Raw genomic sequence first — 17,297 nt, forward strand, 5'->3', positions numbered from 1 at the left:
ACAGCCGGCGGCCGTAAGTACTGCGATCAGAGACAGTAAAAGTAGGGTCTTTCTCAATCGGCTCATCGCGGCCGTCCGATCGCCACCTCGGCCGCGCGCCGGGCCAGCGAGTCGTCCAGTTCCTCCAGCTCGCTCGACTCACCCAGCCGGGCATAGGCGCGTCCGAGCAGATCATCAGCAAATTGCGGGCTCTTGGCCAGCACGGGTCCGTGGAGATACGTACCGAAGACGTTGTCCCGCACCGCCCCCTCGGTACGGTCGCCGCCGTTGTTGCCCCGGCCGGCCGCGGTCTGACCCAGCGGCTGGACACCGGGTCCGAGCGTGGTGAGCCCACTGTGGTTCTCATAGCCGACGAGTCGCCCCGCGAAGGCGGTCTGCACGGAGTTGTTCCCGATGAGACGCTCAGTCGAGCCGGTCGTTCGGACATCGAGTACGCCGATACCGGGAATTCGCAGACCCTCCTGGGTGACGAACTCATGCCCCAGCAACTGGTAGGTGCCGCAGATCGCCAGCATCACCACGCCGTCATCGGCCATCGCCCGCAGCGTCGCGCCGCGGCCGACGAAGTCGGCGCCGATGTCGCCCTGAGCCGCGTCCTGCCCGCCACCGCCCAGGATGATGTCGGCGTCGGTGGGCAGCGAATCACCAACACTCACCGGCACGATCTCCACCGGCCGTCCGCGCCACTGCAGGCGCCGCCTCAGCACCATGACGTTGCCGGTGTCGCCGTAGATGTTCATCTCGCGCGGGTAGAGGTGAACCAGCTTCAGTGCCTTCATTCGGCGACGCCTGTCTTGGTCAGTACCGCGTGCAGCGCCCACATCGCGGTGTAGGTGCTGAACACGACCACCTCGTCGCCCACCCCGACGGCGGCGACGGCGCAGCGCAGCGCCTCGGGCAGGGACGGCTGCACCTCGGTCACCTCGACGTCGTCGTAGTGCAGTCGGACGGCCATGTCGGCGGCCCGGGTGCCCGAGGTCGACAGCCGGGTCCGACGGCAGGTGAAGGCGGACACGAAGTCGACGTCCCAGAGCCAGGACATGTCACGCCCGTCGGCGTAGTCGTCGTTGATCGCGATCACCACCGCTTCGGGCGTCGCCCCGTCGAGGATGCGCAGGCTCTGCCGGAAACCGGCCGGGTTCTTCACCAGGTGCAGCACCACCCGTCGCTGATCGACCAGGAAGGTCTGGCCCCGTCCGAAGGCTGGCTCCACCTTGCCCAGCCCGGCGAAGATCTGCTCCGGGCTCAGTCCGAAGCTCAGCGCCACCGCCGCCGCGCCGGCTGCGTTCTGGGCGTTGTGGGCTCCCTGCGCCCGCAGCTGTACGGCCTCGCTGCGGTCGTCCAGGCGGATCGTGCAGGTTGCCTCGTCCAGGGTGGGGAGGGTGAGCAGCTCAGCCCGGGCGGGCTCCACCGACACGTAGAGCGGGCCGCCGTAGAGCTCCTCGTCATTCGGGAAGGCACTCCGTAGTTCCGGCGCGACTCCGTAGAAACTCACCTCGGCCTTGGTCGGCTGGGCCAGCGCGGCGATCCGCGGGTCGTCGCGGTTGAGGATCAGGTGCGCGGTCGTGGCGGCGGCTACCTGTCCGAGGAGCCGCGCGGTGGTGTCGATCTCGCCGAAGCGGTCGAGTTGGTCGCGCATCACATTCAGCAGCAGTGCCCGATCGGGTTCCACGACCTCGACGAACTTCACCGCCCACGCCTCGTCCAGTTCGAAGACCGCGACGTCGTAGTCCAGGCGGCCGCCCCAGCTCGCATGCTCGATACAGGCGGTGATGGTGCCCCGGACGAAATTACTGCCGGTGTCGTTGGTGAGCACCCGATACTGCTCGCTGAGCAGGGTGGAGACCATCTTCGTCGTGGTGGTCTTCCCATTCGTGCCGCTGACGATCACCACGCCCTGCGGGAGGGCGGCGAGGGCCCGTGGAAGGTAGCCGGGGAAGAGCCGCTCGACCACCAGGCCGGGCAGCGCATTGCCGCGGCGGCTCATGAGACGCAGGGCGAGCAGCGTCAGCTTCCCGAACCACACTGCCAGCACCGTCATGATGGCACTGAGGCTACCGAATCCCGCCGGCTCAGGAGATTCGGCACGATTTCACCGAAGACGGTCTGAGGCCCACCCCCAAGGAGGGAGTGGGCCTCAGACTGACTAACTAACCGGGTGGCCTGCCACCGGGTGGCCGGTCTTGCCGCCACCCGCCTTGCCGCCGGCCGTTGCGGCGACCGCACCCAACCAACCGGCGTTCGGCGTACCGATTCCGGTTACGTCGTCCCAACCCTTGGCCGTGGTCAGGCTCGAGTCCTGACCGAAGGTGCGGATCGAGTAGAGCAGCCCGCTGGCGCGGGTGTTCCCATCCTTGTAATCGACGCGGACGTTGCCGGCATCCACCGGGGCGCCCTTCACGTCAGTGAAGTTGCCCGACTTCGCCTGGCTGTAGAGCAGCGGGTTGAGCAGCCCCAGGCCAGTCTTGCCGCCGGCCGCCTGCAACGTGAGGGCGGTCATTCCGGCGAAGAGCGGAGACGCGAGGCTCGTACCGCCGATGCGGTATTCGCCGTACGCCACACCGCCGTTCGGGTAGGTCTGCGTCTCCCCGATCAGCATGCCGGTCGTCGGGTCGGCGTCCATCGCCACATCCGGGACTGCACGTCCGGACGGAGCATTGGCCGGGACCACGCCATCCTGATACGACGGACGGTTGAAGAGCGTCGAGTAGCCACCGCCGGCACCGTAGAGGTAACCGACCGGGGTCCAGGACTTGCCGTCAGTGGAGAGGCTGTACTTCTCGGTGCCCCAGCCCGACTGCCAGGCCAGCTGGCCGAAGCCGTCGATCGCCGTGCTGGTGCCGCCGACCGCGGTGACGTACGGGTCGGACGCCGGGTAGTCGGCCGACTTCAGGCCGATGTCCTGAAGTTCGTCGCCGTTGTCGCCCGAGGAGTACATGAAGCTGATGCCCTGCATCGCGCCCTGTAGGAAGACGCTCTCCCACGCTGCGATGACGTCCGCCGTCTGACCCTCTTCACCGGCGTCGCCGTAGGAGTTGGTCACCAGCTGAACCTTGTTCTGCACGACCACGTTGTGGATCGTGTCGAGCAGGTCGTCGTCGTAGCAGCTCTTGGCCCCGTAGTAACGGATGTTGGCCGTGGGAGCCATGGCGTGCACGGCCTCCACGTCCAGCGTCTCCTCGCCGTACCACCCGGAGGCGTCGCACTCCTCGGTGTTCGTCACCGTGGAGGGCAGGACCTGGGTGAGCTGACCCTTGGCGTAGGAGCCGTCGCCGTGGTTGTTGGTGTACGTCGCCGCGTCGGAGGCGATCGTCGGCGACGCGTAAGCGTCCACGATGCCCACCGTCACGCCGGTTCCGCTGAGATCCGTGGTGCCTTCATAGGCGGTACGGAACTGCACACCGGTGTAGCCGCAGACCGCATACGGCAGGACCTTGCCATTGAACTTCGGCAGCAGCGTCTTGTAGTCCGCCCGGTACTTCGCATCGACCTGGCCGTAGAACTGCGAGCAGGGACGACCGTTGGCGAAGGAGGCCGGGGGCGGCGGGGTGGTGTCGTGGTGGGTCATCGTCCGGATCGTGGTGTCCAGACCGCTGACCGCCAGCACCGCCGAGCTGACGCTGTTCGGCACCGAGAGGGCGCCGGCCGGCGCCTGCACACTCTGGCCGTCGTGCTTGTAGGTGTTCACCGTGGTGGCGAAGGCATTCTTCACTGCGGCCACGTTGCCGGTGACCGCCAGGTAGCTGTTGGCTACGCCGACTCCGGTCACCTTGAGGCCAGCCGACTGCAGCCAGGACCGGACTGCGTTGACGGTCGCCGTGGTCGGCGCGTACTTCGCGTTGTACTGGGCCGTGGTGAGGAACTTGCGGTAACTCGAACTGCCGGGGGTGGAGGTGGCCACCGCAGCCGCCTTGAGCGCGTCGAGACCACCGTTGGGGGCGAGGTAAATGCGAGCCGAGACGCCAGCCTTGGCGCTGGCGGTGCCGGTCTTCTGAGCGTGGCCCAGCCACGTCGGCGCGCTGTTGGGCACGACCTTCCTACTGACTGCGGCATTGGCCGGATTGGCCCCGATTACTGACAATGCGGCGACTGCCGAGACTGTAGTCAAAGTGACTACACCTCGTAAAACAGACTTTCTCTGCATTCGTTACCTCCGCGCACGATTGGTAGGAAGGCCCTAAGAATTTGGGTCCTATCGCTGACCATAGGGCCGATGTGAACGCTTCCGCTAGGCCCAAATGCCGCTTTCTGTAAGGTCGTCCCAACTAAACGTAACTTTTACACGGGTTGGGAAAACTCGCGGCCGTTTACGTATGCGTCGGGCCGATTACGAATGCGTCGGACAGTCCTGGCCGTCGAGCAGCTTGGCCACGTCGAACTTCGCCTGGAGCAGGTATAGCCCTGGTGTAGTGATGGTCGCGGTGACCGCGGTGTCGCCGGCCGGGAGCAGGCAGACCGAGTCGCTCGGGTCGTCGACCCGGGTGAGCGTGAGGTACTTGGATTGGCGAATACGCATCGTGAGTTGGCCGGCCTTCGGAACCTCGATGCGCATCGTCGTCTCGGTCGCGTTCACTACCCGACTCGGAGCCGAGACGATCGGCTGCGGATCATCGACGGCATAGAGGCGCCAGTTCGAGTCGTGCCAGATCTCCTTGACGTAGCCCAGCCCGCCGGTCACCAGTTTGGCCTCTTCGTCGTTGCGAGCCAGCGGACGGCTCGGCACCGCGATCCAGGCCACGGCGGCGCTGTCGATCCAGCGCCGGTACAGCTGCGCGGTCAGTGGGGCCCCGGTGTAGAAGATCGGATTCGCCTCGGCGTCGCTCTGGTTCTCCCAGCCGCGGGCCAGGTAGACGGTGGGGACCAGCTCGACGTCAGCTCGGTGGGTGGAGGTGTCGATCACCTCGACCCGGTGATCCTGTAACCCGGGCAGGCCGGCCAACTCGCCGCGCAGCGCGGTGTAGAAGGCCGACTTCGCCTCCGGAGCCGAGGCTCGATGCAGATCACCGATCACCTGGAAGCCGCTGTAGACCATGGCCGGGACGAGGGCGAGGGCGATGATCCGCTTCGGTGCCTCGGTGAGCGCCCAGACGACCGGTGGCATCACCAGAAACGCGTAACGCCCCATGTTGGCGCCGACCCCGTTGGGTATGAGGAAGAGCAGGATGGCCGCCGCCGCCCCGACCAGCAGGCTGATGCGGATATCCCGGGGCAGCCGCAGCAGCGACGCCGCGAGCAGGATGCCGACCGTCCAGCAGAGCGTGGTGAAGGCGTAGGGCATGTCACCGGGGGCGCCGAAGAGCACGGTAGGCAGCGCGAGCCCGATCAATGAGACGCCACTGAAGCGTAGGATCGCGCCCCGCCAGGTCGGACGGGTCAGGAACGGGCCGGTCAGTCCGATGAGCACGAAGGCCGGGGCCAGCGGGGAGAGCAGGGCCGCCGCCGCATTGATACCGCCGCCCAGCCAGGGACGTCCACGGCGGAAGGCGACCAGAGCCCCGATCGACCCGGCCACGCCGAGACTGAACGCGATCCGGCCGGACCAGAGATTGCAGAGCGCGCAGACCACCAACAGGTACGCGCCGGTGCGCTGCCGGCGGGCCCCCTCCAGCAGCGGCCGGGCCAGCACGGCGATGACGACCACGGAGAGCGCCGCGGCGAAGGCGACGCCGAGCCAGGCACTGATCGTCGGTGTGAGCACGGAGTACCCGCCTGGGGCGGATCCGGCGAACCAATTTAGCCAGTAACTCGGCCCCACTCCGCGGGCCGCAGCGGCGGCCCGGGCGTCGGCGGCCTGCAGGTCGGCCACCGGCGGGCGGGCGAAGACGAAGAGGCTGGCGCCGACGATCGCGAGGAGGATGTGCCCGTAGGCGGCCAGCAGGGAGCGCAGCGAGTGCTGCGGGGTCAGCTCGGAGGTGCTGATCTCGGTCGTCGAGTCCGCCGCGTCGAGGGTGGACGGGCTGGTGGTTTGGGACGTCATCATCCGTCCTTTCTCGTGTGGACGATACTTGCCGTTGAGCATCTCGCGGGTGTCCGCGCAGATCCAGGTTCGATCATTCTGAGAGGAACTCTGCTGGTGGCTGTGCGAGGTGGCTCCCCCACGCGCCACCTGCGATCACCTCAACTGTGGCTCACTATCGGCGGATTCGCCGCCGCCGCCGTCGTGGTCATCGGCGGCGGCCGGGTCGGTCCGGTGACCGGGGCTACCTTCCCCTCCTCCTGGCTCGGGGTGCTCGCGCGCAATCACGTGAACCCGAAGACCGCACCGTTTCCCGGCCTGCTGCTGGTCTGCGGCATCGCTACGCTGGTAGCAGTCTGGCTGGTCACACTGCGGATCGCGACCCGCGCACAGTGGAGCCTCAACCAACTCTGGCTCACCGTCGGCTTCTGGATGATGCCGCTGGCCCTCGGTCCGCCGCTGCTCTCCGGCGATGTCTACAGCTATGCCGCGCAGGGTTATCTGGCCCAGAGCGGCAGCGATCCGTACACCTCGACCCCGAATCGGCTCGACCCCATCCTGGCCGCCGCCGTCGACCCGTCGTGGCGCAGCGCGCACAGCCCCTACGGCCCGCTGGCCACCGCCCTGGAGCGACTGGCCGTCTTCGCCGGCGGCGGCACCCCCTTCGGCGGGGTGCTGTTCCTGCGCGCGCTCGCCGTCGTCAGTGTGCTGGTCATCGGCTGGGGCGCCACCCGGCTCACCACATCCGCCCGCGGCCCGGTGGTGCTGCTGCTCACCGCCGGCAATCCGCTGGTACTGCTGCACTTCGTCTCCGGCGCGCACATCGACGGCGCCATGATGGCCATGGTGGTGCTGGCCCTGCTGGCTGAACGCCGGGGTCATTTCAGCACCGCGCTGGCCCTGGGGTGCTCGGCCGGCATGATCAAGGTCCCTGGTTTCCTGGTCGTCGGCGTCATCCTGATCTCGCTCTGGCACAACGTGCGGGTGAACCGGGGCCCCACCCTGCTCCGTGCCGCGGCGGTCACGCTGGCCTCCTGCGGCGTGCTGACCCTGCTCGTCCCGCACGGTTGGGGGTGGATCAGCTCCTGGAACACCCCGGGCCAGGGCAACACACCCGGGGCTCCGGCCGCGCTGCTCGGAGCGGCGCTCAAACCGCTGGTCGACGTGGCCTCCTACGACGACCTGATGGCCGGCGGCCGGATCACCATGCTCTCCATCGGCGCGGTGGCGATCATCTGGTTCCTGGCCACCGCCCAACACCGACCGATCCCCTCGACCACCGGCTGGTGCCTGCTCGTCTTCTCGGTGATCAACCCCGTTCTCTACCCCTGGTATCTGGCCTGGGGGATCGTCTGCCTGGCCGTCGACGCTCGCCGCTGGCGACGGGATTGGCTGATCGCGCTCTCGGTGTGGGGCACCACCTTGAATGTGCCGGGGGTGGCTGGGTGGATGGCCGCCGTCATCTTCGGGGTGACCGATTTGGCGATCGCGCTGTGGCTGGTCTGGGCGCTGCGTGGACGGCCGGCCTTCTGGACGTCCTTCTCGGCCGCGCTGACTCCCGGGGATCGCCGCAACCACGGCGCCACCGTCCTCGGCCCGGATTGACCACGACGGCCGGCTGGGCCGTTAACGCAGGGATTGCAATCCGTCCACTCGAAGTGCCGTTTCGTTCATAACGAATTGATAACGGTCCGGTGCGGGCTGCACAAACCGCCGAGAACGTGTTTGCGGCACGGGACCATTGTCTCCAACGTCGATGCAACAAAGGAGCGCGTCTGTCCAGACCGAGGGGGTCGAGTCTTGGTTGCTGAACCTCCCCGCGTATCGGTGCTGGCGCCCCGGGCCCGACGGGTCGCTCGCTCGCTGTTGGGGCGGCGCGCGGTCGACGTGACCCAGAGCATCGGACCGCGCAGCGCGCTTGTGGTGGCTCCCCACCCCGACGACGAGACGCTCGGCTGCGGTGGCCGAGTGCTGCTCGCCCGGCGTGCCGGGGCTCGGGTCACCCTCGTCATCCTGAGCGACGGCGGCGCCTCCGAGGCCGCCGACGGCACCGACCGGGTTGCCCTGGTCCAGACTCGCAGCGCCGAGTTGGCAGAGGCAGCGACGCGCCTCGGCGTCCAGCCCGACGACGTCCACGAGTTGGGGTACCCGGACGCGGCCCTGATCGACCACCTCGCGCCGATCCAGGCCGACCTGCAGCGCCTGATCGCGGCGGTGAACCCCGACGACGTCTACGTCACCTGCATCCAGGAGTGGCACCCCGACCATGCGGCGGCGGCCGCAGCCACCCGCGGCGCAGTCGCTGCCTTGAGCCACCCGCCGCGGCTGCTCGAGTACCCGATCTGGCTCTGGAGTGACTGGCCCATCTCGCGTCGGCTGGTCAACGGCCGGGGGCTCTGGGAGTGCCTGATGCTGCTGGTCAGCGGTCGGGTGGAGCGAATCTCCCTGGACGGGTTGACGACCGACAAGCGCGCGGCGCTGGCTGCGTATGCCAGCCAGATCGGCGGCCCCCGGCGCCTGGACGAGCAGGACACCGGCACGGAGGACGCTCCGGTCGGCCTCGGACCGGAACTCATCGCCCGCACCATCGCCGGCCCTGAGCTCTACTTCCGCCCGAAACTGCAGCGGCGGCCGCTCGGGCAGCGGCTGCTCCGCCGCCTTGGGATCGGCGGCCATTCTGATCCACCACCAGCACCTCCGAGCCAGCGCAGCTCCGCTCCCAGCGATATTTAGTTCGCCGGGCGAACTACCTTGCTACCCTGGGCCGAGTGAGCCGCACGCCAGAACCCACCGCTGAACCGGGCTGGCTGAGCCGCCTCTGGGGCTACCTGATGCGCCACCGCCGCGACGTCTACCTGGCGATGTTCACCGCCGTGCTCGGCGGCCTCTGCCAGACCGCCGTACCGCTGATCGAGCGGCAGATCGTCGACAACGTGATCCTGCAGCCCGGCGCGGCCCTCTGGCCGTGGCTGCTGCTGCTGATCGGGGTCGCCGTCGCCAGCTTCGGCTTCGCCTACATTCGCCGCTACCGCGGTGGCCGGGTTGCCCTGTCGGTGCAGAACGACCTCCGCAACGACATGCACGACCACCTGCAGACGATGGACTTCGCCAACCTGGATCGGATGCCGACCGGTCAACTCGTCTCGCGGGCCAACTCCGACTCGGCCCTGGTTCAGGGTCTGCTCGCGTTCCTGCCGATCATGAGCGGCAACGTGCTGCTGATGGTGCTCTCCATCGCCGTCATGATCTACCTCTCGCCGCTGCTGGCCGTGGTGAGCCTGCTGGTCGCGCCGGCGTTGCTGATCGTCTCCTATCGCATGCGCTGGCGGATCTTCCCGGCGACCTGGGATGGGCAGCAGCGCGAGGGCGACGTCGCCCAGATCGTCGACGAGGACGTCAACGGAGTTCGGGTGGTCAAGGCCTTCGGGCAGGAGCAGCGGGAGCTGCAGCGGGTCGCCGATGTGGCCGGAAATCTCTACGGATCACAGATGCGCGCGGTGCGGCTGCAGTCCCGCTACCAGCCGCTGCTGCAGGCCATCCCGGCCCTCGGGCAGGTGGCGATCCTGGCGCTCGGTGGCTGGCTGACCCTGCACGGCCACATCACCCTCGGCACCTTCCTCGCCTTCTCCACCTACATCGCGCAGCTGATGGCGCCGGCCCGTCAGCTGGCCGGGATCCTCACCGTGGGGCAGCAGGCCCGGGCCGGGGTGGAGCGCATCTTCCAACTCCTCGACCTGAAACCGGCCATCGCCGACGCCCCGGATGCGCTGGAACTGCCCGATATCAAGGGCGAGATCGAGTTCGCCGCCGTTGACTTCCACTACCGGGCCAGCTCATCCGGGCCGGACGACGGGCATCCAGCGGCGCTGAGCGCGCTGAATCTCCATATAAAGGCGGGGGAACGCGTCGCGATCGTCGGCCCCAGCGGCAGCGGAAAGTCGACCGTCACCGCCCTTGTCTCCCGTTTCTACGACCCCAGCGCCGGCGTGGTGCGGGTGGACGGGCACGACCTGCGGGATGTCAGCCTGCAGTCGCTACGCCGCCGGATCGGAGTCGTCTTCGAGGAGAGCTTCCTCTTCTCCGACTCGGTGCGGGCCAATATCGCCTATGGACGTCCAGATGCCACCGACGAGGAGGTCATCGCCGCGGCCCGCGCGGCGGAGGCTGACGAGTTCGTGCGGCAGCTGCCCCGCGGCTATGACACGGTGGTCGGCGAGCGGGGCCTGACTCTCTCCGGAGGGCAGCGGCAGCGAATCGCGCTGGCCCGGGCCATCCTGGCCGACCCGCGGATCCTGATCCTGGACGACGCGACGAGCGCCGTCGATTCGCGCACCGAAGAGTCGATTCACCACGCGCTGCGTGAGGTGATGGCCGATCGCACCACCCTGCTGGTGGCCCACCGCCGTTCGACGCTGCACCTGGCCGATCGCATCGTGGTGCTGGAGGGTGGCAGCGTCGTCGAGGAGGGAACCCACGAGGAGCTCTTCGCCAGCAGCCCCGGGTACCGCCACCTCCTCACTGGCCTCGACGAGGAGGTCGCCGCGCAGATCGGCGACCGGGTCGAGGCACTGGTCGACCTCTCCCGCAGTCTCGACGGGGCGGGCAGCTCCGATGCCGTCACGGCCGCCGCCTGGTCCGGCGGGCGCGGTGCCGAAGCCGGATCGTCCTACCGTGGCGGCCGGAGCATCGGCGCGCCCAGCATCGGAGCCGGTCTGGGCGGAGGGGGGCGCGGGGCCTCCGGGAGTTGGCGGATGAACCTCGCGCCGACTCCGGAGCTGCTGGCCCGGGTCGCCGCCCTGCGCCCGATTCGCGACGAGGCGGTGGTCGACCTGGCCCAGGAGTCGCGGCATCAGCGTCGCTTCAGCCTGGTCCGGGTGCTGCGTGAGTTCCGCCGTCCGCTGCTGATCGGTCTGGTGCTGGTCGTCCTCGACGGGGTGGCCGCCCTCGCCGGGCCGGTACTGGTCAAGACCGGAATCGACAACGGCGTCGCGGTCGGATCGACGAGCGTGCTCTTCGCGGCGTCCGCCGCCTTCCTGCTGATCACCCTCTCGGACCTGCTGGTCGAGGTGGCCGAGACCTTCGTGACCGGGCGCACCGCGCAGCGGGTGATGCTCTCGCTGCGAATCCGGATCTGGGCCCAGCTGCAGCGGCTTGGGCTGGACTACTACGAACGTGAGATGGCCGGCCGGATCATGACCCGGATGACCACCGACGTCGACCAGTTCGAGTCGCTGATCCAGAACGGTCTGCTCTCCGCGCTGGTCTCGGTGGTGACCTTCGTCGGGGTTGGCGTCGCACTGCTGCTGGTGAATCCCGAGCTCGCCGTCTGCACCCTGACGGTGATCGTCCCGCTGGCCATTGCCACCGCGATCTTCCGGCGCAAGTCCTCTCACCTGTACGACATCTCCCGGGAGCGGGTGGCGATCGTCAACGCGGATTTCCAGGAGAGCCTCTCCGGTGTCCGCGAATCACAGGCATTCGTGCACGAGGCGGCGACGAAGACTCGCTTCCACCAGCTCGGTCTGGACTACCTGACGTCCCGGATCGCCGCCCAGCGGCTCGTCGCGACCTACTTCCCGTTTGTCCAGTTCCTGGCCGCCGTGGCCGACGCGATCGTCCTCGGTGTCGGGGCCGGCCTTATTTCACAAGGGCATCTGTCGACCGGAGCGCTGATCGCATTCATCCTCTACGTCGACATGTTCTTCTCCCCGATCCAGCAGCTGTCTCAGGTCTTCGACTCCTGGCAGCAGACTCGGGTCTCGGTGAACCGCATCGCCGAGCTGATGCGGCTGGAGACACTCACCCCGCAACCGGCCGACCCGATCGATCCCGGGCGGCTGCACGGCCAGATCACCCTGGAAAACATTAGGTTCTCCTACCCGTCGGCGCCGGCCCGCGCGGCCGGCTCAGCGCCGAGCGGCCCGGCTGATCCCCGGCTGCTGGAGGTGGCTGACGCGGCGGCGGTGAAGCCACCCGAGGCGCTGCACCGCATCGACCTCACCATCGCGGCCGGCGAGACGGTGGCGCTGGTCGGCGAGACGGGGGCCGGCAAGTCGACGGTGATGAAGCTGCTGGCCCGCTTCTACGATCCTGACGACGGGGCCGTGCTCATCGACGGCCACGATCTTCGCACCCTTGATCTGGCTGCGTTCCGGCGCCAACTGGGATACGTGCCTCAGGAGGCGTTCCTCTTCACTGGCACCGTGCGCGACAACATCGCGTATGGGCGGCCGGAGGCCTCTGACGCTGAGGTCGAGGCGGCGGCCCGAGCCGTCGGCGCGCACGACTTCATCGCCGGTCTCAGCGGCGGCTACCTGCATGAGATCTCCGAGCGGGGTCGGTCGATGTCGGCCGGTCAGCGGCAACTGCTCGCCCTGGCCCGGGCCGAGCTCGTCGACCCGGTGGTGCTGCTGCTGGACGAAGCGACCTCCAACCTGGACCTGGTTACCGAGGCGCGGGTGTCGGCGGCGATGAATCAGTTGGCGCGGGGGCGGACCAGCATCGTCATCGCCCATCGCATGCAGACCGCCCGTAGCGCCGACCGGATCGTGGTGCTCTCCCGGGGCGGCATCAGCGAGGTCGGCAGTCACGATGAACTGCTGGCGGCCGAGGGTCAGTACGCAGCAATGTGGCGGGCCTTCGAGACCGTCGCCGGCGGCGAGGCAGTGGCGAGTTAAGCGCTGGGCTCAGTCGCGGTGATCGCCCGTCGGACGGCGGCGATGGACTCGGTGACGTCCTCGTCGTCGGTCGTCCAGTTGCTCACCGAGATCCGGATGATCTGCCGGCCGTTCCAGCGAGACCCGGACATCCAGGTTGCCCCGTCGGCCAGCAGACTCTGCTCGACCGCCCGGGTTCGCTCGTCGTCGCCGATACTGATGCAGACCTGCGTGTAGACCACGTCGTTGAGCACCTCGACCCCCTCCAGCCCGCCGATCCCGGCCGCGAGCGCCCGGGCATTGGCGACGAGGCGGTCGATGAGATCGGCAACCCCGGAGCGTCCGAGTGATTGGAGTGCGGCCCACACCGGCACACCGCGGGCGCGCCGAGACATCTCTGGCACCTTGTCGAGCGGGTCTCCGGCCGAGTCATGGAAGAGATAGCTGGCCTGGATGCCCAGGGCGGCCCGCAGGCTCGCCGGGTCAGCCACGATGCAGACGCCACAGTCATAGGGAACGTTCAATGTTTTATGGGCATCCGTGGCCCACGAGTCGGCCGCTTCGTAGCCGGTGACCAGGCTTCGATGCGCGCCGGAGGCGGCGGCCCAGAGGCCGAAGGCTCCGTCGACGTGCACCCAGGCCCCGTGCTCGTGAGCAACGGCGATCGTCTCGGTGAAGTCGTCGAAGCTCCCGGAGTGCACGTTCCCGGCCTGCAGGCAGAGGATGGTCGGCCCGGGCTCGAGGCCGGTGAGAAGCTGGGCCAGCGCATCCGGCTGGATTCGCCCCTGCTCGTCAGTCGGTACCGCGATCGGGGCGCCGAGGCCGAGGTAGCTCAGTGCGATGTCGATCGAGGCGTGCCGCTCGGCACCGACGATGACTCGTACTTTGGGTGATCCGCTGAGACCGTGCAGCGGCAGGTCCCAACCGGCGTCGGCCAGCACCCGCTGTCGGGCGGCGGCCAGACAGCTGAAGTTGGCCATCGTGGCCCCGGTGACGAATCCGACGTCGGCGGTGGCCGGCAGGCCGAGGAGATCGAGTAGCCAGCGTCCGGCCGCCTCCTCGGCGGCGACCACGCCGGGCGAGGCGCCGCGCATGCCGGCGTTCTGGTCCCAGGCGCTGACCAGCCAGTCGGCTCCGAGGGCTGCAGGTAGGGTCCCGCCGATCACCCAGCCGTAGAAGCGGCCCGAGGCCATACTCATCAGACCGGGATCCGCCGCCTCGGCCAGCAGGTTCACCACCGAGGCCGGGTCGGATCCGCCGTCGGGGACGGACTCGCCGAAGGCGCTGCGTAACTCGTCGGCGTTTCGCTGTGGCGGCACCGGACGATCAGGGACGGAGGCGAGCCAGCGCTGCGCCTGATCGGCGGCGGCGGTAAGGGCGGCGGTGTATTCGCTGGGTCGGGCCGTCATTCGGTTGCACCTTTCGTAGCTCGTTGCCGTTCGTTGCCGCCCGCGTATCACCAATGCGTGCGGTGTCCTCTGAGGTCATGAACAGCCTGTCATGCCCCACAAACGGTTAGGGAGATCCGGATGCCCAAGCGAAATACAACGACGAGTGGCTCGGTTGGCTTCATCGGCGCCGCGCTGGCGACCTGGCGAGTCGCTCATCTGGTCTACGCCGAGGACGGGCCGGGTGACCTGGTGATCCGGCTGCGACGGCGCGCTGGGAATTCGCTCGCCGGGCAGTTGATGGATTCGTTCTACAGTGCGAGCCTGGTGGCCGCCCTCCCCGCCGCACTGCTGCTCGGCGAGAACCGGCGTCGACGGCTGCTCTACTGGCCGGCGCTATCGGCGGCGGCGATCCTGCTGGAGCGTGGCGTGTCGGCGCTCGACCCCGGCTTGGAGCCGGACCTGCAGCTGCTGCCGACGCTCGGAGCTGAGGATCTGCCCTTGTTCTACGAAGACATCCGGGAAGAGGTCGAGTAATCTGCGGCGTCGCTGCGGGTGGCTCGGCCTAGCTCGATGACCCCGGGCGACGCGCCGGCTTCGATTCCGGGGATGATCTGGATTTCGTGACGGTTTGAGTTGCGGACCATCCGGCGGCGTGGAGTTGGTGGACGACGGGTTCCGACGGCTCTGACCGATATTCGCACGTGACTGTCCGGTTCTGTGGGAGCGTGTACCAATGATCCGCTCGATAGTCCTTGCGCTCACGGTGTGCGGGGTCGGAGTGATCCTCACTGGCGTGATGGTGGCGATCGCCGGGCCAATGCTCCTGGGCATCGTGGTAGGCGCGCTCGGGTTTGCGTGTGTCGCATTCGGACAGGCCGTCTTGGCGTTCAGTCGCCATTCTGGCTCACGCGATCCTGGTCGCTTGTTCTCTAGCCATGACCTCTGCAACGGACTTAGCGGGCCGGGCGGTTAGCGGCGGATAGTGCTATCCCAAATTGCTGATACATCTCTCGGAGGTAGAAGGCGCTCGGAATGTATGCGGCCCGATCGAGGAGTGTCTGTTCGTCTCCAACCGTGAACGCCTGGTAGCAGCCGTCGCATGCGCCGAGGTTGTAGCAGACCGTCCAATCGCATCCGGCGGAATGTTATCGAACGTCAGGTCCCAGTCCCAGTCATCCGATTGGCAGAATGCGCAATGATCGGGAGGAGCCCACTGCGGTGGGGTCGGGTTAAGCGGAATGTATTCACCCACGTACGTAACGCCCTCCGGCGTGGTGACTTCGTCGGACAGCGTTAGCCGAATCTCGTCCATTGGTAGGTCCTCCATTCGGCGGACAGCGATGTACTCGACAGAGTAAGCCACCGTGGTGTCCGGACTTCCGACTGCCAGGTGCTCTCACCGATCAGCGTTACGCAGCCAGAATTGCAATCTAAACATGGTGACCAGTCGGTTCCAGGCCCTCGCGCGGGCCGCTCAGACGAGCGATGTGCCGAACGATCACGAACCGTCATTCTTTCTCTGCAAGGCGGCAGGCTGGCCCGCTGGCGCGTCCTAACCGTAATCGGCGCAAATCTTGCTCGCCTCCGGCTCTTCTAGCCACTCGATTCGAACGACCTCACCATGGCTCAGTGTGAAACGACCGGATTCCCACTCGTCGACCTCCGCATCGATGTCATCGACAATGTTGTCGTCCCAACCGTCCGGGTGATCTCGCGGATCGCTCCGGACGTAGTCGAGGAGCCATTCAACCTTTTCGACCGGATCGACCCCATGACGTCGCCAAAATGGGCCGGCGATGGTCCACCAGACCTTGACGCGGGTCGCGAGATATCCGACCAGTTCCTCGCCAGCCCAGAGCCGCGCGATGCCTCGACGGTAAGGATCCAGTCGTGGGTTCGGCGCGGCTCAGGGGCGCTGTTTACCGGAAGCACTGATCGATCTTCACCCGACCTACGTCTGGCCGTCGCTCCCCCGCGACGCGCGGCGGGTTCACGGGGATTCTGGATTCTCGCGCCCGCGTTTGGCACGGTTGTGGACTCCCGGCGCAGCGATCAGCGCAACTCCAAGAACCAGCAGCGCGGCCGCGACTGCAGCCATCGCCGGAAACCAGGATGGATCCTGCTTCACTTCGCCCGGACCCGGATCGCCGGCGATGAATGGGAACGACCCCAGCATCAAAGCGAACGCCGTACCAGCACAGAGGCAACCCCAAACCCAAGGGCGGCGGTACCAAACGATCCGACGGCTGGCTGACATCAACCCATTGTGCCGGCGAGCGAAGTGTCACGCTCGGGATATATCGCGATGAGTAGCAGCCAGATTTTGCGCGCAGGAGAGACCGAAGGCGCCAGTACCGCGCCTCCCTCATCTCCAGCCGCCGGGCTCGCTCGCTCACCAAGTACAGTGCACGCTCATGCCGCACGTAGTGTGGTCGCCTGAGCAATGTCGTCTCGTCCTTCCAGAGAAGGTCGGCCAAGTGACGGCAGGCAAGATCCTCGCTCGGAAGCGATCGGAGGTCCGTTTCGAGTCCACGCTCGGAGTAGTAGACGACCCATTCGGAACGCCGATCGTCAAGGACGTATTTCTCTGAGGGGTGGCCACCGTGGAGGCTGTAGGCGTCGGGATTGAAGCCACGCTCTGCAAGGAGATCTCGGAGCCGTTCTTTGTTCAGGGCACCACTGAATTCGACCTCGGTGGAATCGCCTGACTCGGTCCGGCGACGCGCGCACAGGCCGTCGATGGTGCGTGAGGCTGGCCGGACCTGCCGAATAGAGGATGTTCTGAAACGGCATGATGGTGCGATGAAGATTCCCCCGGGTCCGAACGTGTGGGGCGGTGAATCTGGCGACTTGTTCGCAGCCCTGGTACGTCGGCGCCTCGAGTGCGAGGGGGTACCGAGCGACACTTCGGTCCGCCCTATCCGTGCGGAGTCGGTCGCACCGGGAGCGTTCTTGGTCGACGTGGCCGTGAAAGGCAGCCCGTCCGTCGTGTTTGCTGTGGTCAACTGGGCTGACGGTGTCCAGGTGGTCGATCCGAACAGAGAGGATCTCTCCGTGGAGCAGGGGCTGGACTACCTTGCCTACCGGGCAGCAGGCGTGGCGCCTCGTGCCGCCCTGAACCTGGTGCGCGAGACCCGGTAAGTGCACGCAAGGCAGTCGCGGTCGACCTGAACTGCCGCGGTCAGCGTGTGGGACTGGCCGGAGCCGGGCGCGCCACCGGCCTTCGACTCCGCGCAAGTTCCGCGGGTCTACATCCAGGATCTGCGCACTTGGGCAACTCTCTCGCGGCCGAGA

10 protein-coding genes are annotated in these 17,297 nt (G+C 67.5%); 5 read left to right on the forward strand and 5 right to left on the reverse strand.

Annotated features, from left to right (window positions below; all coding sequences use genetic code 11):
* Positions 1–62 precede the first annotated feature (62 nt).
* The 4 genes from CPH63_RS03745 to CPH63_RS03760 all read right to left on the reverse strand — a co-directional run bounded on the left by CPH63_RS03745 (position 63) and on the right by CPH63_RS03760 (position 5,980).
* Positions 63–779, reverse strand: a complete 717-nt coding sequence (locus CPH63_RS03745) for a type 1 glutamine amidotransferase (RefSeq protein ID WP_096301632.1) — start codon at positions 777–779, stop codon at positions 63–65.
* A complete protein-coding gene (locus CPH63_RS03750) occupies positions 776–2,041 on the reverse strand; it encodes a Mur ligase family protein (protein WP_096301633.1) in 1,266 nt (421 codons plus the stop codon). The genes CPH63_RS03745 and CPH63_RS03750 overlap by 4 nt, the downstream gene beginning before the upstream one ends.
* Positions 2,042–2,146: 105 nt before the next feature.
* Positions 2,147–4,030 (reverse strand): protease pro-enzyme activation domain-containing protein, encoded by a 1,884-nt coding sequence (locus CPH63_RS03755; RefSeq protein WP_197704559.1) that lies wholly within the window; start codon positions 4,028–4,030, stop codon positions 2,147–2,149.
* A gap of 297 nt (positions 4,031–4,327) precedes the next feature.
* Positions 4,328–5,980, reverse strand: coding sequence for a hypothetical protein (locus CPH63_RS03760; protein WP_157749255.1), 1,653 nt, complete (start codon positions 5,978–5,980; stop codon positions 4,328–4,330).
* Positions 5,981–6,073: 93 nt separating this feature from the next.
* Between CPH63_RS03760 and mptB the strand changes: the two genes are divergently transcribed.
* The 3 genes from mptB (at position 6,074) to CPH63_RS03775 (ending at position 12,633) form a co-directional block, all read left to right on the forward strand.
* Positions 6,074–7,561 (forward strand): polyprenol phosphomannose-dependent alpha 1,6 mannosyltransferase MptB, encoded by a 1,488-nt coding sequence (gene mptB / locus CPH63_RS03765; protein ID WP_157749256.1) that lies wholly within the window; start codon positions 6,074–6,076, stop codon positions 7,559–7,561.
* A 195-nt stretch (positions 7,562–7,756) separates the two neighbouring features.
* Complete coding sequence (locus CPH63_RS03770) at positions 7,757–8,689, forward strand: PIG-L deacetylase family protein (protein WP_157749257.1); 933 nt, start codon at positions 7,757–7,759, stop codon at positions 8,687–8,689.
* Between the two features lie 35 nt (positions 8,690–8,724).
* Positions 8,725–12,633, forward strand: coding sequence for an ABC transporter ATP-binding protein (locus CPH63_RS03775; protein WP_206745639.1), 3,909 nt, complete (start codon positions 8,725–8,727; stop codon positions 12,631–12,633).
* Here the strand turns inward: CPH63_RS03775 and CPH63_RS03780 are convergent.
* Complete coding sequence (locus CPH63_RS03780) at positions 12,630–14,021, reverse strand: aminotransferase class V-fold PLP-dependent enzyme (protein ID WP_096301638.1); 1,392 nt, start codon at positions 14,019–14,021, stop codon at positions 12,630–12,632. The genes CPH63_RS03775 and CPH63_RS03780 overlap by 4 nt on opposite strands.
* Positions 14,022–14,141: 120 nt before the next feature.
* Between CPH63_RS03780 and CPH63_RS03785 the strand changes: the two genes are divergently transcribed.
* Positions 14,142–14,537, forward strand: coding sequence for a hypothetical protein (locus CPH63_RS03785; protein ID WP_197704560.1), 396 nt, complete (start codon positions 14,142–14,144; stop codon positions 14,535–14,537).
* A gap of 2,418 nt (positions 14,538–16,955) precedes the next feature.
* Entirely contained in the window at positions 16,956–17,144 is a 189-nt protein-coding gene (locus CPH63_RS03800; RefSeq protein WP_157749258.1) for a hypothetical protein, read from the forward strand.
* Positions 17,145–17,297: the final 153 nt, after the last annotated feature.

Source organism: Jatrophihabitans sp. GAS493 (genome assembly GCF_900230215.1).
Taxonomy (GTDB): domain Bacteria; phylum Actinomycetota; class Actinomycetes; order Mycobacteriales; family Jatrophihabitantaceae; genus MT45.